This is a genomic window from Tateyamaria sp. (genome assembly GCF_059783535.1).
In genome coordinates, this window is record NZ_JBYNDP010000047.1 from 1 (window position 1) to 18,727 (window position 18,727).

Consider the following 18,727-nt stretch of genomic DNA (forward strand, 5'->3'; position numbering starts at 1 on the left):
TTGGGGCAGGCGGTGGATTTCGGGAACTGCCATTTCGCGCCGTTGTGTTCGACATCGCCCTTCCACAGCTTGCGCACCAGCGGCAGCATTTCCTGCATGAAATGGTGGCTGTCTTTCTGATCGAGCCCGGGGTGCATGCGGTCAAATTCACGTTGATAGGCACCTGAGCCCAGCCCCAGCTCCAACCGCCCATCTGACAAGAGATCGACCATTGCGGCCTCTCCGGCCAAGTTGATCGGGTGCCAGTAGGATGCGTTGGCGACCCCGCAACCGATGCGGATGTTGCTCGTATGGTCCGCCCACCATGTCATCAGTTGGAACGGGTTCGGGGCAATCGTCATTTCAAGCGCGTGATGCTCGGCCGCCCATACCACCTCAAACCCCGCGTCGTCGGCCCGTTTGACCATTCCAATGGTGTGATCCCGGACATCCTTCATCGACGTGGTTTCGTTCATGCGTTCCAGATTGATGGCGAGTTGAAATTTCATGGCGTCACCGTGGTTTGAAGGGATTTGCGATGGGGGCGTCCGCCCGGTTCATCCAGACGGTTTTGGGGCGGGTGTAGTCGTAGACGGCTTGCAGGCCGGCCTCGCGCCCGTAGCCGCTGGATTTCAGGCCGCCGAAGGCTGCGATCGGACTGATGGCGCGGTAGGTGTTGACCCAGATGATGCCTGCCTTGACCCGTTTGGACATGCGCAGGGATCGTGCTGAATCGCGGGTGAAAATGCCCGCTGCGAGGCCGTGCTTCGTGTCGTTGGCAAGCGCGACAACCTCGTCCTCGGTTCGGAAACGCTGCACGGCGAGGACAGGGCCAAACAGCTCAGTGTCCACGATCGTCATGTCCTGACGCGGGCAGTCGATGATGGTCGGCTGATAATAGAGCCCGTCGAGATCGGCCCGTTTGCCACCGGCCAGCACGGTGCCGCCTTCCTCAATGGCCAGCGCGACCTGGGCTTCGATGTGGTCCAGTTGTCCCTTGGTACAGAGCGGCCCCATTTCGGTCTCGTCCGCCTGCGGGTCGCCGATGCGGATGTTTCTTGCAATCGCGACCATCTTTTCAAGAAAGGCGCCCGCGATGCCTTCGTGCAGGTAAAGGCGGGAGCCTGCCACGCAGCTTTGGCCTGTGGCCGCGAATATCCCAGCAACCGAGCCGTTGACCGCGCTGTCCAGGTCGGCGTCGTCGAAGACGATGAACGGGGACTTCCCGCCAAGTTCAAGCGACACTTCGGCGAAGTTTTCGGCGGAGTTGCGGACGATGTGGCGCGCCGCCTCGGGGCCGCCGGTAAAGGCGATCTTGGCAACCTTGGGATGGGTAGTGAGGGCAGTGCCACATACCGGCCCGCCGGTGACGATGTTGATGACCCCATCGGGAATGCCTGCTTCGGTCACCAGTTTCCCGAAGGCCAGCAGGGGTGCGGATGCATGTTCGGACGCCTTGAGTACAATCGTGTTGCCTGCGGCGAGGGCGGGGCCGATTTTGACCGCGCTCAGGAACATCTGGCTGTTCCATGGGATGACCGCGGCCACCACGCCCACCGGTTCGCGGTCGGTGAAGACAAACATGTCCGGCTTGTCGATTGGCAGGGTTTCCCCGTGGATCTTGTCTGCCGCACCGGCGTAGAAATGCAGGTATTCGGCGATGTAGGTCGCCTGCCACGCGGTTTCCTTGAACATCTTGCCGGTGTCGGTGGTTTCGATGCGGCCAATGGGTTCCGAATTGGCGGCCAGCAGATCAGCCAGCTTTGTCAGGCATTTGCCGCGTGCCGTTGGTGTCATCTGGCCCCATGGACCAGACAGGGCGTCCGAGGCCGCCTGCACGGCGCGGTCCACATCCTGCGGTGTGGCCTCTGGCACCGTGGCCCAGACCGTGCCGGTTGCTGGATTTACGCTGTCGAACTGTGCGCCATCGGACGCATCCACCCACGCACCGTTGATCAGCATCTGATAGCGTTCTGCGGTCATCGACATATCCTCCTGCGTGGGAGGCTAGCTCGACCCTTGAAGGCATGATATTGAATAATTTTGCAGTTTAAATTCGGATATGCCGAAGTAAAATCATGAACCTTCAAGCGCTTCGGACCTTCCTTGCCATCGTTGAAACGGGCAGCCTTGTGCGCGCCTCGGAGCGATTGAATGTCACTCAGTCCACTGTGACCGCCCGTTTGAAAACGCTGGAGGATGACCTTGGTCAGACCTTGCTGGTTCGCAACAAATCTGGTGCGACGATGACGGCTGCAGGTGTCAGTCTGCACCGCTATGCCGACACCATCGTGAAGCTGTGGCAGCAGGCGCGGCAGGAGACGGCGCTGCCCGACGGCATGTCGGGTGTGTGTAACTTGGCGTGCGAGTTTGATCTTTGGCAGGGGCTGGGGGCCCGATGCGCGCAGGCCCTGATGGATCAGTTTCCGGATCTGGGCATTTCGGTCTGGCTGGGCAGCCAGTCAGATGTGATGAAGTGGCTGGAGGAGGGGAAGTCGGACATCGCTTTTACCTATCGGTCGGCCTGTCCGTCGGCACATGAGCAGGTAACACTGGCCCCGGATGATTTGGTGCTGGTGTCGACCGATCAGAACAGCCCTATCCGGTTTGATCCCAAATATGTCCTTGTGAATGCCGGAGAGGCTTTTGGACGTGATCACGCGATCCACTATGCAGATGCGGGGACTGCTCGCCTTAGCTTTGGCAATGCGCCGATTGCGCTGGAGCACATTTTGCGCAATGGCGGCAGCGCCTATTTGCCGTGGCGATCAGTGACGGGGTTGGTGGCGGAGGGGCGCCTTTTTCGGTTGTTTGATGCGCCTGTATTTGGCCGTGATGTGTTCCTGACGTACAACAAACGACTGAAGGATGGCGCAAGGTGGTTTGAGCCTGGGCTGCAAATGTTTCTGGAACTTTCGGCCTGAGGCAACGGTCGGTTTCGTCCTCACGATGACGATGTTTTGAGCGGCCTGTCGCCCCGGAGAAAGCCCTTGCCGGTGAAAAGGTGGCTGGCTACCATGAGGGCGCTTTTGGGAAAGCATCCAGGTCCGCGGAAAGCTGTCATCGGCACCCCAGTACGGAGACCGACACATTCATCTCGGTATGTCTCATGCTCGTACCCAGCGGACCGTCGAGCCGAAAGTGAGAATTCCGATGACAAAATCCCTCGAACAACTGCGCCGTGATGCCAAGGCGCTTCGCAAAGGCCACGAGGCTGGTGAGATACGCGCGCGCCAGCGCATTGCGAATTATCCTCCGCGCCCCGACGATGTTCCCCTTAAACATGCGGACTATTTGCATGTGATCGCGCGCGAAAACGGCTTTCTGTCGTGGCCCGCGCTTAAATTCGCTGTCGATATGGTCGGGATGGAGGCGGCGGCCAAGCGCCAGCGTCTTAAGGCGGCACTTTACAATGGTCAGTTCAGCGTGGCCGACCAATTGCTGGAGGATGCGCCAACCCTTGCCGAAGGCGATTTTGGCCTATGCCTTGGACTCTATCGCAAGGCGGATGTGCTTGCGTTTTTGCAGGACAGCCATGAGCTTGCGACGCAGTTGATTGGCAACATCGCCCCCCCGTTGACCGTTCTGGCGCGGTCAAAGTGGATTCATCATGCGCCTGAGCTGGCGGATGACATGCTGGATATTGCGCGCGCGCTTCTGGCCAACGGCGCGGATATTGATCTTGGGTCGCCAATGTATGACGGCAATCCCCATAAGCTGTCGCCGCTTTACTTTGCGATCGGGCATGCGAACAACATGCCGCTTGGCCGCTGGTTGCTTGAAAACGGTGCCAACCCCAATGATGACGAGAGCCTGTATCACGCGACCGAGCTGGGCCATCACGAAGGTCTGCGGATGTTGCTCGAGCACGGGGCTGATCCGAAAGGGACCAATGCGCTGCTGCGCACGATGGATTTTCACGACACGACCGCTGTTCAAATGCTGCTTGAACACGGTGCGAAGGTTGATGAGTTCAACGGCGCGCATGTGGGCGGTGAGGCGCCTTGGGTTGTGCCAGCCTTGCATCAGGCGGCGCGGAGGATGGCCGATCTGGACATGATTGACCTGATCCTGCGAAACGGGGCCGATATGAACCGTCGGTTTGAGGGAGCGACCCCATATGCCTATGCCCGTGTGTTCGGCAATGCGACCCTGGCCGGTATGCTTGCGGAACGGGGTGCCGATACGACGCTGAGTGAGGTTGAGCGCGGCCTTGCGGCAGCGGCAGAAGGAGAAGCCACTGAGCGCCCTCTGGACCCTGACCAGATCCCCGATGCCTACCGCAACATCGTTCGCATGATCCTGCACCTCCCTGGCAAGCTGGACCATGTCAAAAGGCTGGTTGCAGTTGGTGCTGCTTTTGATTTGCCGGACACGGAAGGGATGACCCCGACCCACATCGCCGGATGGGAGGGTTTGCCGGATGTGCTGGAATATCTGTTGTCGTTGAAACCAGACCTGACGCACGTGAACAGCTATGGTGGCACGCTTTTGTCGACGATTCTGCACGGATCGGAAAACTGCCCGCAGCGGAATGAGCGTGATTACGTGACCTGCCTGCGCCTTGCGCTGAATGAAGGCGTGGCTTTGCCCCGTCGCGCCATAGAGTTGTCGGGGCCGGATGAGATCGTGGAGTTCCTGCTGGACTGGGCCGAGCAACACCCGGAACAGGTGGTTGAGGGAGGTGTCGGATAGACTGATGTGAAGACTGCGCGGAGTTAAACCGGGCCAAGTTGCACACGCGGCCCGGTCGGTGGATCAGCGTTTGAGCCGCATCATGGCGTTTTCAAATGGCATCCCGTCGTCATCCAACTCCAGTCTCGACAGCTCTTTGAACCCAAGTGCTGTGTAAAAGGTCAGAGCTTGGACGTTTTGGGTGTATACTTCCAACGACAGTTCCCCTTTCAGCTCTAGAGCATGGGCGATCAACAGGCGCCCGATCCCGTATCCCTGATGATCGGGGGCAACAAATAGCCCGCCGATAAAGGTGTCGAGCAAGCTGATGAAGCCGACTGGCTGTTCGCGCTGTACCGCCACCCAGGTTTCGGCATTGGGCAGATAGTGCGTTTCGATCAACTTGCGCTGTTCGCGCAGCCGTTTGTGGCCCACGAAGGCATGGGCGCGACGTGATGCGTCAAACCAAATGTCTGACAGGGCGGTGAGATCCGTCGCCGCATAGGCACGGATGCGAGTGTTCATGTTGTCCATGTTTTTCCCACAGATGTTTATGCATAGAAAAGGCAGCGCCGAGCTGGCGCTGAAGCGGACCGCGTCATGCGGTTTAGCTGGGGCTTCTGTGCATAAATCTCCTTCTGCAGTATTGCCTGACGTATTGTCTTGTCTTGGGGATCGCAAGGGCATGCAGCAGTAATGGTTTCGTGCGTCTTGGCCGCTGTTCACGCCTTCAATTCGCTATGGCGCTCCTTAGGTAGTGGAGTATGGCGACGGGCTCAAAAATCCTCCTGCTCACTTACGGAACACGCGGAGATGTTGAGCCCTTTCTTGCGCTTGCACTTGGTCTGATTGCCCGTGGGCACGCAGTTACACTTTGCACGGCTGAACGGTTTGCAGATTGGATCAGTGAGTTTGGTGTGCCGTTTTCTCCGACGTCGGATGCCTCGCTGGCCTTGATGGACACAAAAGACGGCAAGGCGATGCTGGAAGGCGGAACTGGCCGGATCGGGCGCATTTGGGCCGGGGTGCGGTTGGCGCGCAAGGCGGGCCCGATCAATGCAGTTCTATGCCGCGATGCGTGGACGGTGGCGCAGGCTGCTGAACCGGACCTTATTGTCTATCACCCCAAAGTCATGGCGGCGCCACATATCGCCGAGGCCCTTGGTGTTCCCGCGGTCATGGGATTGCTACAGCCCATGATTGTTCCCACTGCTGCGTTTCCGCCCACAGGTCTGCCAAGACTGCGGGTACCTGGCTACAACAAGCTGGCCTATTCGTTTGTCAGGCTGTCCTATGCCGCGTTCAAACGATCCATCAATCGCTTCCGGACCGAGGAACTTGGCTTGAAACCGGTGCGAAGCGGTCGCGAGGTGCTGATGCCAGCCGGTGCCAAAATCGTCCGTATCCTGCACGCCATCAGCCCAACAGTTTTGCCGCGCCCGACAGATTGGCCGCCTTCAGCCATCCTGACCGGCTATTGGTTCCTTCCCCCGAGGGAGGATTATCAGCCTCCGGCCCATCTTGCGCGGTTTCTTGAGGCAGGCCCGCAGCCTGTTTACATCGGTTTCGGCAGCATGGTGTCCGAAGATCCTGCCGCGCTTTCGAGCACCGTCCGCCAAGCTCTGGATGAGGCTGGGCTGCGCGGTGTCGTTGGATCGGGTTGGGCTTGCTTGGAGACAACCGAGTCTGCGGCGCTGATCACCATCCCGTCTGTGCCGCATGAATGGTTATTCCCAAGGATGGCGGCGGTTGTGCATCACGGTGGGGCAGGGACCACGGCGCAGGGGTTTCGCGCTGGCGTGCCCTGCGTCATCTGCCCGTTTTTCGGGGATCAGCCCGGTTGGGCAGAAAGAAGTGTTGCGCTGGGCGTTGGTGCACCGCCTGTGCCGCGTCAAACCCTGACGACGGAGGCGCTGGCGGCGTCGTTACGTGTGGCGACGGGGGACACCGGATTGCAGGGGCGTGCCCGCACCCTTGGCGAAACGTTGCGGGGCGAGGATGGTGTTGCCGTTGCGGTTGGCGCGATTGAAGATGCGTTGCAATCCAATGCCGACCTGCCTGAGTGATGCAGGTCGGACTGGTTGTTGGCATTGCCTGTCCGAGACATCGGGAGTGTTGAGAAACCCGTGCAGGTTCCATACGCTTGGGCCGATATGATGCATCCGGAAACAACAGACAGACCGCCCAAGGATGTCGCGCTGTGGTGGCGGGCCGTCACCCATGTGATCCGTCTGAATGACGAAAAGCATCTGGGCCTGATCGCGGCGGGCGTTGCGTTCTATGCGATCCTTGCGGTGTTTCCGGGCATTGCGGCCACCATCGCCCTGTGGGGGATCATTGGTGATCCGGCCCTGGCGCTGGAGCAGATCGAGGAGTTTCGGGCCCTGATACCATCGGATGTCTACGTGCTTCTCACCGCGCAGTTGAGCAAGCTGGCAACGGCGGATGGGCTGACGTTGGGCTGGGCGTCGCTTTTGTCTTTTGCCTTTGCTTTGTGGTCCGCGCGGGCGGGTGTGGCTGCGTTGATGCAGGGATTGAACGCCATTTACGATGCGCCGAACCGGTCGGGGCTGTCACATTATCTGCGTGCATTCGTGCTGACGTTCAGCCTGATTGGCGTCGTGCTGACTGCGATGGCCTGTATCGTGGTGGTGCCTGTTATCCTTGCTTTTCTTCCCTTGGGGCCATGGGCGAATTTCGGGGTGGAATTGCTGCGCTGGGGCGTCGGCGTCGGGGTGTTGCTGGTGGGCTTTGCCGTGATCTACAGGCTGGGTCCGAATCTCGAAGGCAAACGCCCGCGCCTGATTTCGCCCGGCGTGGTCTTTTCCGTCATTTGCTGGATTGCTGCTTCGAGCGGGTTTTCAATCTATCTGCAGAACTTTGGCCGGTACAACGAGATTTATGGCTCGATCGGGGCGGTGATCGTGATGCTCATGTGGCTGTTCATCAGCGCCTATCTGGTGCTGCTTGGAGGTGCCTTGAACGCTGAACTGGCGCGGGCGCGCCGGGCCAAGCTGGCTATCCCAGAGCCATCAGCCACATCCACGCCGTCAGGATCGTAAGCGCGGTTGCCACCAGAACGGAGGTTGCGGCCACGCGCTTGGCCCGTCCGTACATGTTGGCGAAGATGTAGCCGTTGACGCCCGGCGCCATGGCTGCCGTCAGCACGGCGGCTTTGTACGCGTCGGATGGCACAGACAATGCGCTGCCGAGCGTAAATGTGATGGCCGGGTGGAGGATCAGGGAAATGGCGCAGACCATCGCAATGACCCGTGCGTCACCTTCCGGTTTATACTGGATGAGTACGCCGCCGAGGGCAAAGAGCGCGGTGGGCAGGGCCGCCCGGATCACGAGGTCGAGCCCGTCGCTGAGCACGCCGGGCAGGGTAATCCCGCTGAGGTTCACGACAAAGCCTGCCATGATCGCCAGCACCAGCACATTGCGAAACATGGCGCGGGCCACGCTTCGGGCCATCACAAGCGGGCTTTGACCCCGGTTGCGCGCAATCTCCATCGCGGTGATGCCCAGCCCGTAGCAAAAGGGCGAATGGAAGGCGATGATCGCATAGGCCCCGGCCAGTGCGTCAGCGCCGTAGGCCCGTTCGTTGATGGCCAGACCCAGAAGGACCGAGTTGGAGAACAGGCAGCAAAACCCGATGGCGATGCTGTCTTCGATGTCGCGCTTGAAAAGGTAGTAGGCCCCCAGCGTCCCCAGGACAAAGCCGCTGGCCGCGCCTGCGTAGAAACTTCCGAGCAGGCGGATGTCGAGGCTGGTCGTGAGGTCGAGAGTGGCGATGGCTGAAAAGAGCAGGCAGGGGATGGCGAAGTTCTGGCTGAACTTCATCAGCGCGTCGATGCCCTGTGCGGTGAAAAACCCGCGCCAAACGGCAACGTAGCCGAACCCGATCACGAGGAAGACGGGCAGAATGACGTCGAGGAGCGCTTGCATGATCAGGCCTTTGCGGCGGTGTCAGAGGGCAGGAGCCTCCGGCGAGGATTTTAAAAAAGGGAAGGTCAGGACACGGGGCGCGTCACCGTCAGCCCGTCGTAAGCGGGCTCGATATAGTCTGCGGTTTCTGCGAGGACCGTGTCGTAATCGAGGTCAATATGCATGTTTGTGAGAATGGCGTGCCGTGGTTTGACCTGCTCGATCCACTGGAGCGTGTTTTCGAGGTGGCTGTGGGTCGGGTGCGGGTCACGACGCAGCGCGTCGACGATCCATGTGTCGAGGTTGGCTAAGTGTTCCCATGCGGCATCCGGGATTTTGGCCACGTCGGGCAAGTAGGCCACATCGCCGATGCGGAAGCCAAGCGCGTCTATGCTGCCGTGATTGACCTCGAACGGTGTGAAGGTGATCGGCCCGCCGGGGCCGTCAATCACGGTGTCACCGTTGATCGTGTTAAGCTCGAGGATCGGTGGGTAGGGCGAGCCCTTGGGCTGCACAAAGGCGTAGCCGAACCGGCTGATCAGGTCGTGTTGCGTGTCGCCATCTGCCCAGACCTGTAGCCGTTCGCGCATGTTGAAGACGATCATGCGAAGATCGTCGATCCCGTGCACGTGGTCGGCATGGGCGTGGGTGTAGATCACACCGTCGAGCCTGCCGGTATTGGTGTTCAGCAATTGGTTGCGCAGGTCGGGGGACGTGTCGACAAGGACTGTTGTGGTGCCCGCATCGCTTTTGCGCTCGACCAGAAGCGAACAACGCTGGCGACGGTTTTTAGGATTGTCGGGGTCGCAAGCGCCCCAGTGACCGCCCAGCCGGGGCACGCCGCCGGAGGAACCGCAGCCCAGGATCGTGAAGGTTAGCGTGTCGCTCATGCGGGCACTGTGTAGGCCGCCGCCTTGGAGAACAAGCGGTCAAAGTTCTTTTGTGTGTGCGCAGCAAAATCGGCGTAGTCGAGGCCCATGGTTTCGGCCCCTTTGCGCGCAGTGTGCGCGGTGTAGGCGGGTTCGTTGCGCTTGCCGCGGTGGGGTGGTGGGGCGAGGTAAGGCGCGTCTGTTTCCACCAGGATGCGGTCCATTGGCGCGTCTGCAAAGATGTCCCGCAGCTCTTGCGATTTAGGGAAGGCCGTGATGCCGGACATGCTGAGGTAAAAGCCCAGATCGAGCGCTGCGCAGGCCAGTGCCTTGGACGAGGAAAAGCAGTGCATGACGCAGGTATAGGCGCCCTGCCTGAATTCCTCGGTCAGGATTTGGGCCATGTCGTCATCGGCAGCGCGGGCGTGGATGATCAAGGGCAGGCCGGTTTGCCGGGCGGCGTCGATGTGGATACGCAGGGATTGTTTTTGTATGTCGGCGCTGTCTGAGGTGTAGTGGTAATCGAGGCCGGTTTCACCAATGCCCACGAATTTCGGATGGTTTGCCAATGCGATCAGTTGGTCTGTTGTTGCCAGTGGTTCATCCGCCGCGCTCATCGGGTGGGTGCCTGCCGCGTAGAAGATCGGCGCGTGCGCTTCGGCGATGGCGCGTACCTGCGGTTCGAGCCGCAGCTTGGTGCAGATCGTGACCATGCGGGTGACGCCCGCTTGGGCTGCGTTCTGGATGATGTCTGGGAGCTGACCTTCGAAATCTGGGAAGTCGAGGTGGCAGTGGCTGTCGGTGATTTCTGGCGTCATCGGGAGGGGGCCGTCTCGGTAAGCTTGAACAGCGTATCTAGGACGAGGGCGGCAGGGTCAAGGTTGACCGCCCGACCGTGGCGTGCCCGGGCAAGCGCCTGCTGTGCGGTGTCAGCCCAAGCACGGGCTTGGGCAGCATTGGGGGCCAGTCGTGTGAGGATCGCGGCCTCATCCGGGGCTGCTTCAACGTCCGGCGGATGGCCCACTGCGCCGGTGCGGGCGAGGCGCCCGAGGGCCACGTCGATGAGTGTGTAGAGCAGGTCGAGTTTGTCTTCCGCGCCGCGGCCTGCTGCCGCTTCCGCAAGGGCCAGTGCGCGGGCCCGGTCGAGATTGGGCAGGGTGCCGAGCAGGTGGACGACCTCGCGATAGAGTTTGAGCCCGTCGAGCAGGGACAGGCGCAGTGCATCGCCGACCGATCCCGCGCTTAGCTCGGCTAGTGCCGCACCATCTGGGCCGGGATCAATGCCCGCTTGGGCCATGGCCTGTTCCATCTGGGCGGAGTTGAGCGCGCCGAGCCGCAGCGTGCGGCAGCGCGACCGGATGGTCGGCAGAAGACGGCTGGGCTGATGACAGATCAGAAGGAGTGTCGTGCGGGCGGGCGGCTCTTCGAGCATCTTCAAGAGCGCGTTGGCCGCGTTCACATTCATATCGTCTGCGGCGTCGATGATGACCACCCGGCGCCCGCCATCGGTCGCCGACAGTTGGAAGAAGGCGCCCAGTGCGCGGATATCGTCGATGGTGATCTGGTCGCGCAGCCGCTTGGATTTTTCGTTCTCGGTGCGGTGGACGGACTTAAGGCCCGGGTCCGCGCCTGCCGCGATACGGTGCGCGACAGGGTGGTCTGGCGAGACATCGAGTGTCGCTGGCACGGGCGCGCCGAACATGTCGTCGGGATCGGGGTCGGGTGTGGCCAGCAGGAAGCGGGCGATGCGCCAGGCCAGCGTGGCCTTGCCCACGCCGCGCGGGCCGGTCAGCAGCCAGGCGTGGTGCAGGCGGCCGGTGTTGAATGCATCGAGAAACGCCTGTTGTGCCGCGTCTTGGCCGATCAGCGTTTGCGTTTCGCGCGGATGCGGTGCGCCTGGAACGCGGGTGGGGTCTTGGGTCTCGTCGGCCATAAGATTGCTCTAGCACCAGAGCGGGGAGGGGGACCAGCCCCGGGGTGCGTCCACGCCATACACACGGTGTTTCAGTCGGAAGCCGCCAGATGCGCCGCGACGGCTGATTGTACGTCGGCGGCCACATCTTCCATGCCACGCGCACCATTAATAGTGCGGAAGCGATCGGCGAATTCTGCGGCGAGGGCAAGGAAGCCTGCGCGCATCTTTTCCTGCAGGCCGGTGCCGAAATCCTCGAACCGCTCTTCAATCCCCTGCCTGCCCTTGGCGCGGGCAAGGCCCTGGCCCGGGTCCATGTCGATCAGGATCGTCAGGTCAGGCTCGCGGCCAATCATCAGGTTGTGCAGAGTGTCCACTTTCGACCGGAGGTCGCCCCTGCTGAGGCCCTGATACATGCGGGTGCTGTCGGCAAAGCGGTCACATATAACGATTTTGCCCGCGTCGATGGCGGGCTGGATCAGCCGCTCCATGTGATCCCGGCGGGCGGCAGTGAACAGCAAAAGTTCGGTTTCGGCGGACCAGCGGTCTGGATCGCCTTGCAGGACAAGCGCGCGGATTTCCTCGGCCCCCGCACTGCCGCCGGGTTCGCGTGTCAGAATGACATCGTGGCCTTGGTCGCGCAGGTGATCTGCCAGCATCCGCGCTTGCGTGGATTTGCCGGAACCATCAATGCCTTCGAAGGTGATAAAGTGCCCTTTGGACGTCACACGTCACCTTCAGCTGCACGCCCGGCATTCAAACGTTCAATCAGCGAAAGGGCTGCGGTCGACAACTTGGCAAGAAAGCCGCCATGCGCCACATCGGCTTCGGCCACCAGCGGAATGCGCACTTCGGGCAGACCTTCGGGCTGGATGACCAACTCGGCCAGTTCTGTTCCTGCCGAGATTGGGGCCTGGATCGGACCGGTATAGACCACTTCGGCGTCCACAGTTTTGCCGGCAAGGATCGGCAGAAGGATTGTCACATCTTCCTGCGGGACAAGCCCGACCTCCGGTTCTGCCCCTTCCCAGACGCGCGCCGCTGCAACGCGGGTTCCGCTCTCAACAACCGTGCGTTCGGCAAACTGTCGAAAGGCCCAGTTCACAATTGCTTCGGATTCCTGCGCGCGCGCTGCGGCCGTATCGAGGCCGGAAATCACGAAGACGACCCGACGGTCCCCTTGCTTGGCAGAGCCAGTAAGGCCGTAACCCGCCTCTTGCGTATGGCCGGTTTTCAGACCGTCTGCACCAATGCCAAGCGTGAGCAGTGGGTTCCGGTTGTACCGGTTCGAGCTTTCCTCTTCATCAAACAGGAATTCGGTTTCCGAGAACATGGGGTAGTATTCCGGATAGTCCGCAATCAGCCGCTGAGACAGAAGGCCCAGGTCCCGCATGGACATACGATGCCCTGCCGCTGGCCAGCCGCTTGAATTGGCGAAAGTCGAGTTTGTCATCCCCATCTCTTGCGCGCGGCGGGTCATCAGCCGGGCAAAGCCTGCTTCTGTGCCGTCCGGGCTGAGCGTTTCAGCTATCACCACGCAGGCATCGTTGCCCGAAAGTACGATGATACCGCGGATCAAATCCTCAACTGTGACTCGTTCGCCTTGCTTCAGAAACAGGGTCGATCCCCCAAAGCTGTTGGCATGGGCCGATACAACCAGTTCGTCCGTCATCGACAGCTGACCGCGCTCAATCGCCTCAAATGCCATGTAGAGCGTCATCAGTTTGGACATGGACGCGGGCGGCAACGGATCATCTGCGTTCTTGTTCAGCAGCACCGTACCGGTCGTGTGATCCACGACATAGGCGGCCGACGCGCGCGTTTCGAACGCGGTGACAGGCAACGCGGTTGTCGCGATCAACAGGGCGGCGGCAGCAATGGGGCGGATCACGGGGAAGGCTCCTGGTCAGTTGGTGACGGCGTATGCGTCCGTGAACCCTTCGCCTTTGATCTTGGTCAGCAGCTGGCTGCGTTCCGAGGAGGTGCCGGCGGGGCCGACCACGACGCGCCAGAACGATTTGCCGTCGCGTTCAAAGGTTTTCACGGTGGGGATGACTCCCGCATTGCGCATTTGTGTGGCAGTTCGGTCGGCATTGGCCTGGACCGAGAAGATGCCGATCTGGATGAACGGCTTGTCAAGTTTTGAAGCAGAGGGCCGCGTGGTCGCCGCTGCCGCAGGGATCGCAGTGGGCGTCGGTGCGGGCTGGATGCCCTGTGCGGCGGATGCTGCAGCCGGAGTGACTTCTGCTTCGACCGGTACATCAAGAACGGCGGCGGCGCTTTCGATGGGATCCAGAGTTGTTTCAGTGACCTCTGCCGGGGCAGCCACAGTTGCCTCGACTTCGGTCAACTCTGGCTCAACGGCCACCTCTTCCTTGCGCAGGGCTGTCACGTTCAGCTGGGAAGGGGCACCTGCCAGCATGCTCAGCGCTTCGGCGGCATCCGAACTGATCTGTAGGCGCGGACCCGGAATATCGCGTTCTCTGCGGAACAGTGCGCCAACGACGAACTTGTCGTTTTCGGTGTTGCGAATGATGACGCGCTCCGGTTCGCTCACGTCAGGGTGCGCGACCCAGACACCACCCAAAGAGGGACGTCCATCCCAAAGTCCAGCTTCGGTGGCAGAGAAGACATCCGGCGCTTCCACGTCCCGCTCGACCGTCTTGATCGATGTCGCGTCCTGTGCTGTGCCCTCAACCGAGGTGTTGGAGCGTTTGAACGCATCCATCGCGACGAACTGGCCGCTTTCATCACACCCGGCCAAAAGGCCGATCGCAAGGAAAAGAGCAGTGCTGCTGCGTAAGGTGAAACGGGAGGTATGATGTCTGCTCATGGACCAAGTCCTTGCCTGCTGTTGCCTGTATGCCCGTTTTTTGGGCTGTATTGGTGCCGCGTCCGACACACTGAATTGCCCCGCTATGGCAGGGTTCTGACGCAACCATAGCCTGATAGGCCCGATCTGAAAAGCATGTGATTCGTTTGTCGGCGATTTTTCCCTTGGATGTGGGGGTTTGCCGAATCACGTTTGCCCGCATAAAGCGGGTCCACCGGAGGTTTGGCAGAGTGGTCGAATGCGGCGGTCTTGAAAACCGTTGGGCGTGAGAGCGTCCCGTGGGTTCGAATCCCACAGCCTCCGCCACTATTCCCAGCGAAGAAGATCAGATGCGTTTGCCGCTTGAGCAAGTGACTCCAAGGTAGGCGTTTTGGCGCGACAGTCACCATTGATCCGTTTGAAAGTCCCAGACTGGGATGCACATGGTCCTGCACCGGCCCGGCCTAGGTCGTGGTTTCGTCTTGCACGCTCACTGCATCGTTCGACAAAAAGTCGGCAACACTTGAACCAAGCTCGTCCCAATCCGTGAACTCGTAATCACGAACCGAAGGGTCGACCGTCTGGTCCGACAAGACAACATGGCGCAGCACTTGGGACGCGTAGAAGTCGTAACTGTCTGAGCGAATGGCTCCGGCCACCAATTGCTCACGGGTTGGGGTCAGGCCGGTGCGAAGCTTCATTTCGTCGATGTAATCCTGCGCTTCTTCTTGACCGTCGGGGAAAGCGGCTTTCAAGCTGATCGACAAAAAGAGTGTTGGTCGTGCGGCCAATTCCTTTTGACTGCTTGCGACGAAGATCTCGAACGGCTTTGGATGGCGTCTTTCGTGGACTGACGCGGCAAGTATAACCTTGTCGACTCCATCAAACGTCACTTCTTCGGTCCTTTCATTGGTGTCAAACAGAACCGTGTCCTGCCCCGCTTTGCGAAGCTGGTCGTCCACGAATTGCGCGACTTTGCGCGTTTGTCCTTCAACAGTTCCATATGCGATCAAAATTGTCATAGCGTCACCTCTCCGTAGAGATACTAGGCCACTCGGCGCGATGTTGACTTGTCCCATGTCAAATAGGAGGCGCTTTGTCAGCGCGCGCATTTAGGTGGGTCGGATTGGGTGGTTGGGCGTCAACGGCGGAGCAGCCGATGGGGCCTAAAATTGAAAACCAGCTGCATTGCATCAGTCGCTTTCGGGGCTTTCTGTCATCTGCCGCTATGGACATCGCAGCGTGCCTGCACATTATCGTTTCGGGGAGGCAGGCGATGACCGGCAACGACGAACACCACGGCGCCAAGCTCGATTTCAAGGGCGACATGTCTTATGGCGACTACCTTGGGTTGGATGCGCTGCTGACGGCGCAGCATCCGCTGTCAGATGCCCATGATGAGATGCTGTTCATCATTCAGCACCAGACATCCGAGCTCTGGATGCGGTTGGCGATCCACGAATTGAACTCGGCCCGCGATGCGATCGGGTCAGGGGATCTGGCCCCGGCCTTCAAGATGCTGACACGGGTGGCGCGTATCTTTGATCAGCTCAACGGCGCGTGGGATGTGCTGCGGACGATGACGCCCAGCGAGTACACCACATTCCGGCCCAGCTTGGGTAATTCATCGGGGTTTCAATCGCACCAGTACCGGCTGATCGAATACATCCTTGGCAACCGGGCGCTTGCCGTATCGAAAGTGCACGAACACCGGCCTGAGGCGTTTGCAGTCCTGTCCGATGAACTTGCGCAGACGAGCCTGTACCAGGTGGCCCTGACCCGATTGGGCGAACAATTTGGGATGACCGATTTGGCCGGCGCGCCGCATACGGGGCCGTGGGCCGGACGCGATCAGGTTCAAGACCTGTGGCAAAAGGTTTATGAAGATCCGTCAACCCATTGGGAACTCTACGAGCTGGCCGAAAAGCTGGTGGATCTTGAGGATTACTTCCGGCGCTGGCGCTTCAATCATGTGACCACCGTGGAGCGTATCATTGGTTTCAAGCGCGGCACTGGCGGAACGGCGGGTGTCAGCTATCTCCGCAAGATGCTGGATGTCGTTCTGTTTCCCGAGCTTTGGAACGTGAGAGGAGCCCTGTAGATGGTTCTGAGAAAAGAGTTTTTCGATCTGCCTGAGGGCGTCATCTATCTGGATGGCAATTCTTTGGGTCCGTTGCCCAAGGGGGCCAAAGCGCGCGTGGCCGAAATGATGCAGGACGAATGGGGAGCGCAGCTTATCAAGGGTTGGAACAGTGCCGGGTGGATGGCGCAGCCAAGCCGAGTTGGCGACATGGTGGGCCGGTTGGTCGGCGCGCCTGCCGGTACGGTCGTGATGGGTGATACGCTGTCCATCAAAGTTTATCAGGCGTTGGCCGCGGCATTGAAGATGCGACCGGATCGCAAGGTAATATTGAGCGATTCCGGAAACTTCCCGACCGATCTTTATATGGCGCAGGGTCTGATCCAGATGTTGGAAGGCGGGTACGAGCTGCGCGTGGTTGAGCCCGAGGCCGTTGTGGACGCCATTGATGACAGCGTAGCGGCTGTGATGCTCACGCAGGTCGATTATCGCACCGGCCGGGTGCACGATATGGGCGCCATCACTGAACTGGCGCACAGTTCGGGGGCGGTGATGATCTGGGATCTTGCCCACAGCGCGGGGGCATTGCCCGTTGATCTGGCCGCTTGCGCTTGTGAATTCGCGGTCGGCTGCACCTATAAGTACCTCAACGGCGGGCCTGGTGCGCCTGCGTTTATCTATGTGCGGCCTGATCTGGCGGACAGTGTAGACCCTGCGTTGGCCGGATGGCTTGGACATGACGCGCCCTTTGCCTTTGACCTCGACTATCGCCCGGCGCCGGGTATCGAACGGATGCGGGTAGGCACGCCACCTGTGATCCAGCTGACCGCGTTGGAAGCGGCGCTGGAGGTGTGGGAGGACATCGATATGCAAGGTTTGCGTGCGGCATCATTGGCTTTGCAGGAGGTATTCATCCGTGAAGTCGAGGCGCGCTCGCCCGAATTGACCCTTGCCAGCCCGCGCGATGCAGCACAGCGCGGCAGCCAAGTTTCGTTCCGTTTCGACAATGGCTACGCGGCAATTCAAGCCCTGATTGCGCGTGGCGTGATCGGGGACTTCCGTGCGCCCGATATCATGCGATTTGGCTTCACCCCGCTGTACCTGGATGAGGCAGATGTTTTGGCGGCGGTGGACCACATCGAAACGGTCATGCGTGATCGTTTGTGGGACGATCCGGCCTTCATGACCCGCCAAAGGGTGACCTAGGGCTTGACAGAACCGGGGCGGATAAGCGCCTGATAGATGCGAAAGACGGGCCGCAAGAGCCCGGCAGACAAGGGAGAGACTTCAATGACATTCAAACAGCTTCTGGCTGCGACCTGCGTCGCGGCTCTGGGTTCAGGCGCGCAAGCCGATGGGATTAAGGTTGGTATGATCACCACGCTTTCTGGTGGCGGTGCTGGCCTTGGCATCGATGTGCGCGATGGGTTCCTGCTGGCCGTGAAGGGCAATGATGACATCGAACTGGTGATCGAGGACGATCAGCGCAAGCCTGACATTGCGGTTCAGCTGGCCGACAAGATGATCCAGTCCGAAAAGGTCGACGTGATGACCGGCATCATTTGGTCCAATCTGGCGATGGCGGTGGTGCCTGCGGCTACGGCGCAGGGCAAGTTCTACCTGTCGCCCAATGCCGGCCCCTCGGCGCTTGCAGGCAAGGGATGCCACCAGAACTATTTCAATGTCAGCTGGCAGAACGATGCGTTCTCGGAAGCGGCGGGTACGGCGCTGAGCGGTGAGGCGGGCAAGGTGTTCCTGATGGCGCCGAACTACCCGGCGGGCCAGGATATCATGGCGGGCTTCAAGCGCACCTTCCAAGGCGAGATCGCGGCCGAAGTCTATACCAAGCTGGGCCAGACTGATTATGCAGCCGAGATTGCGCAAATGCGGGCAAGCGATGCCGACCAGATTTATTTCTTCCTGCCGGGCGGCATGGGTATTTCGTTCATGAAGCAGTACGCAGGCTCGGGCGTGGACAAGCCTGTGTCTGGTCCTGCGTTCAGCTTTGATCAGGGTATTCTCGGGGCCATCGGTGACGCGGCAGTAGGGGCCAAGAACACGGCGCACTGGTCCAAGGATCTGGATGTGCCGGGCAATGCCGAGTTCGTCGAAGCCTTCCAAGCCGAGTATGGACGTTTGCCGTCGATCTATGCGGCGCAAGGATTTGATACCGGTTTGCTGCTCGCATCGGCCGCGGCCAAGGCGGATGTGGCGGATGCCGATGCTTTCCGTGCCGCACTGAAAGAGGCGGATTTCCAGTCTGTACGCGGCAAGTTCTCGTTCGGGTCCAACAATCACCCTGTGCAGGACATCTACATGCGCGAAGTGATCAAGGAGGGTGATCTGGTTACCAACCGGATTGTCGCGACGGCTGCGACGGATCATAGCGATCCCTATGCGGCGGATTGCAATCTTTAATCTGATTGGTCCTGGATCGCTCCGGGGCCATTTCCTCCATAAATAAGAGGCTTGCG

General features: G+C 60.3%; 18 protein-coding genes and 1 tRNA gene. 8 read left to right on the forward strand and 11 right to left on the reverse strand.

From position 1 onward, the window contains the following. Both AC6RA8_RS10970 and AC6RA8_RS10975 read right to left on the reverse strand, forming a co-directional pair. A partial coding sequence (locus tag AC6RA8_RS10970; protein WP_500352792.1) for an LLM class flavin-dependent oxidoreductase occupies positions 1 to 488 on the reverse strand: 488 nt, incomplete at its 3' end. Between the two features lie 4 nt (positions 489 to 492). After that, positions 493 to 1,962 (reverse strand): aldehyde dehydrogenase, encoded by a 1,470-nt coding sequence (locus AC6RA8_RS10975; RefSeq protein WP_500352793.1) that lies wholly within the window; start codon positions 1,960 to 1,962, stop codon positions 493 to 495. 95 nt (positions 1,963 to 2,057) lie between these two features. Here AC6RA8_RS10975 and AC6RA8_RS10980 point away from each other — a divergent pair, with 95 nt between their 5' ends. Next, a complete protein-coding gene (locus tag AC6RA8_RS10980) occupies positions 2,058 to 2,903 on the forward strand; it encodes a LysR family transcriptional regulator (RefSeq protein WP_500352794.1) in 846 nt (281 codons plus the stop codon). Positions 2,904 to 3,132: 229 nt separating this feature from the next. Then, positions 3,133 to 4,674, forward strand: a complete 1,542-nt coding sequence (locus tag AC6RA8_RS10985) for an ankyrin repeat domain-containing protein (protein ID WP_500352795.1) — start codon at positions 3,133 to 3,135, stop codon at positions 4,672 to 4,674. 63 nt (positions 4,675 to 4,737) lie between these two features. Here the strand turns inward: AC6RA8_RS10985 and AC6RA8_RS10990 are convergent, their stop codons facing one another. Continuing rightward, on the reverse strand, positions 4,738 to 5,187 hold the full coding sequence (locus AC6RA8_RS10990) for a GNAT family N-acetyltransferase (protein ID WP_500352796.1): 450 nt from the start codon (positions 5,185 to 5,187) through the stop codon (positions 4,738 to 4,740). 230 nt (positions 5,188 to 5,417) lie between these two features. On the opposite strand from AC6RA8_RS10990, the gene AC6RA8_RS10995 reads away from it, so the two are divergent. Beyond that, entirely contained in the window at positions 5,418 to 6,719 is a 1,302-nt protein-coding gene (locus AC6RA8_RS10995; RefSeq protein WP_500352797.1) for a glycosyltransferase, read from the forward strand. Positions 6,720 to 6,779: 60 nt separating this feature from the next. Continuing rightward, positions 6,780 to 7,715, forward strand: coding sequence for a YihY/virulence factor BrkB family protein (locus AC6RA8_RS11000; RefSeq protein ID WP_500352798.1), 936 nt, complete (start codon positions 6,780 to 6,782; stop codon positions 7,713 to 7,715). Here the strand turns inward: AC6RA8_RS11000 and AC6RA8_RS11005 are convergent. The 7 genes from AC6RA8_RS11005 to AC6RA8_RS11035 all read right to left on the reverse strand — a co-directional run bounded on the left by AC6RA8_RS11005 (position 7,672) and on the right by AC6RA8_RS11035 (position 14,194). Then, positions 7,672 to 8,601, reverse strand: coding sequence for an AEC family transporter (locus AC6RA8_RS11005; protein WP_500352799.1), 930 nt, complete (start codon positions 8,599 to 8,601; stop codon positions 7,672 to 7,674). The genes AC6RA8_RS11000 and AC6RA8_RS11005 overlap by 44 nt on opposite strands. A 65-nt stretch (positions 8,602 to 8,666) precedes the next feature. Beyond that, positions 8,667 to 9,470, reverse strand: coding sequence for an MBL fold metallo-hydrolase (locus AC6RA8_RS11010; RefSeq protein WP_500352800.1), 804 nt, complete (start codon positions 9,468 to 9,470; stop codon positions 8,667 to 8,669). Beyond that, positions 9,467 to 10,267 carry a TatD family hydrolase gene (locus AC6RA8_RS11015; protein WP_500352801.1) on the reverse strand — a complete coding sequence of 267 codons (801 nt, stop codon included), beginning with the start codon at positions 10,265 to 10,267 and terminating at the stop codon, positions 9,467 to 9,469. The genes AC6RA8_RS11010 and AC6RA8_RS11015 overlap by 4 nt, the downstream gene beginning before the upstream one ends. Further along, the gene (locus AC6RA8_RS11020; protein ID WP_500352802.1) at positions 10,264 to 11,382 is read right to left on the reverse strand and encodes a DNA polymerase III subunit delta'; all 1,119 of its coding nucleotides are present in this window, start codon (positions 11,380 to 11,382) and stop codon (positions 10,264 to 10,266) included. Before AC6RA8_RS11020 ends, AC6RA8_RS11015 begins: the two co-directional genes overlap by 4 nt. Before the next feature lie 71 nt (positions 11,383 to 11,453). Further along, a complete protein-coding gene (gene tmk, locus AC6RA8_RS11025; protein WP_500352803.1) occupies positions 11,454 to 12,089 on the reverse strand; it encodes a dTMP kinase in 636 nt (211 codons plus the stop codon). Then, positions 12,086 to 13,252 (reverse strand): D-alanyl-D-alanine carboxypeptidase family protein, encoded by a 1,167-nt coding sequence (locus tag AC6RA8_RS11030; RefSeq protein WP_500352804.1) that lies wholly within the window; start codon positions 13,250 to 13,252, stop codon positions 12,086 to 12,088. The genes tmk and AC6RA8_RS11030 overlap by 4 nt, the downstream gene beginning before the upstream one ends. A gap of 15 nt (positions 13,253 to 13,267) precedes the next feature. Next, on the reverse strand, positions 13,268 to 14,194 hold the full coding sequence (locus AC6RA8_RS11035) for an SPOR domain-containing protein (RefSeq protein WP_500352805.1): 927 nt from the start codon (positions 14,192 to 14,194) through the stop codon (positions 13,268 to 13,270). Positions 14,195 to 14,410: 216 nt separating this feature from the next. Between AC6RA8_RS11035 and AC6RA8_RS11040 the strand changes: the two genes are divergently transcribed. After that, positions 14,411 to 14,500, forward strand: a tRNA-Ser gene (locus AC6RA8_RS11040). Between the two features lie 137 nt (positions 14,501 to 14,637). On the opposite strand, the gene AC6RA8_RS11045 is transcribed toward AC6RA8_RS11040, so the two are convergent. Next, positions 14,638 to 15,195, reverse strand: a complete 558-nt coding sequence (locus AC6RA8_RS11045; RefSeq protein WP_500352806.1) for a flavodoxin domain-containing protein — start codon at positions 15,193 to 15,195, stop codon at positions 14,638 to 14,640. Between the two features lie 254 nt (positions 15,196 to 15,449). On the opposite strand from AC6RA8_RS11045, the gene AC6RA8_RS11050 reads away from it, so the two are divergent. The 3 genes from AC6RA8_RS11050 to AC6RA8_RS11060 all read left to right on the forward strand — a co-directional run bounded on the left by AC6RA8_RS11050 (position 15,450) and on the right by AC6RA8_RS11060 (position 18,671). Further along, positions 15,450 to 16,274, forward strand: coding sequence for a tryptophan 2,3-dioxygenase (locus tag AC6RA8_RS11050; protein ID WP_500352807.1), 825 nt, complete (start codon positions 15,450 to 15,452; stop codon positions 16,272 to 16,274). Beyond that, on the forward strand, positions 16,275 to 17,459 hold the full coding sequence (gene kynU / locus AC6RA8_RS11055; RefSeq protein WP_500352808.1) for a kynureninase: 1,185 nt from the start codon (positions 16,275 to 16,277) through the stop codon (positions 17,457 to 17,459). It abuts the gene before it with no gap. An 84-nt stretch (positions 17,460 to 17,543) separates the two neighbouring features. Continuing rightward, complete coding sequence (locus AC6RA8_RS11060) at positions 17,544 to 18,671, forward strand: ABC transporter substrate-binding protein (RefSeq protein ID WP_500352809.1); 1,128 nt, start codon at positions 17,544 to 17,546, stop codon at positions 18,669 to 18,671. The last annotated feature ends 56 nt before the right edge of the window (positions 18,672 to 18,727 follow it).

Excerpts from the sequence above, each read along its gene's own strand:
- AC6RA8_RS10975 (WP_500352793.1), bottom strand. The coding sequence starts at position 1,962 with ATGACCGCAGAACGCTATCAGATGCTGATCAACGGTGCGTGGGTGGAT.
- AC6RA8_RS10980 (WP_500352794.1), top strand. The coding sequence starts at position 2,058 with ATGAACCTTCAAGCGCTTCGGACCTTCCTTGCCATCGTTGAAACGGGC.
- AC6RA8_RS10985 (WP_500352795.1), top strand. The coding sequence starts at position 3,133 with ATGACAAAATCCCTCGAACAACTGCGCCGTGATGCCAAGGCGCTTCGC.
- AC6RA8_RS10990 (WP_500352796.1), bottom strand. The coding sequence starts at position 5,187 with ATGGACAACATGAACACTCGCATCCGTGCCTATGCGGCGACGGATCTC.
- AC6RA8_RS10995 (WP_500352797.1), top strand. The coding sequence starts at position 5,418 with ATGGCGACGGGCTCAAAAATCCTCCTGCTCACTTACGGAACACGCGGA.
- AC6RA8_RS11005 (WP_500352799.1), bottom strand. The coding sequence starts at position 8,601 with ATGCAAGCGCTCCTCGACGTCATTCTGCCCGTCTTCCTCGTGATCGGG.
- AC6RA8_RS11010 (WP_500352800.1), bottom strand. The coding sequence starts at position 9,470 with ATGAGCGACACGCTAACCTTCACGATCCTGGGCTGCGGTTCCTCCGGC.
- AC6RA8_RS11015 (WP_500352801.1), bottom strand. The coding sequence starts at position 10,267 with ATGACGCCAGAAATCACCGACAGCCACTGCCACCTCGACTTCCCAGAT.
- AC6RA8_RS11020 (WP_500352802.1), bottom strand. The coding sequence starts at position 11,382 with ATGGCCGACGAGACCCAAGACCCCACCCGCGTTCCAGGCGCACCGCAT.
- AC6RA8_RS11035 (WP_500352805.1), bottom strand. The coding sequence starts at position 14,194 with ATGAGCAGACATCATACCTCCCGTTTCACCTTACGCAGCAGCACTGCT.
- AC6RA8_RS11045 (WP_500352806.1), bottom strand. The coding sequence starts at position 15,195 with ATGACAATTTTGATCGCATATGGAACTGTTGAAGGACAAACGCGCAAA.
- AC6RA8_RS11050 (WP_500352807.1), top strand. The coding sequence starts at position 15,450 with ATGACCGGCAACGACGAACACCACGGCGCCAAGCTCGATTTCAAGGGC.
- kynU (WP_500352808.1), top strand. The coding sequence starts at position 16,275 with ATGGTTCTGAGAAAAGAGTTTTTCGATCTGCCTGAGGGCGTCATCTAT.
- AC6RA8_RS11060 (WP_500352809.1), top strand. The coding sequence starts at position 17,544 with ATGACATTCAAACAGCTTCTGGCTGCGACCTGCGTCGCGGCTCTGGGT.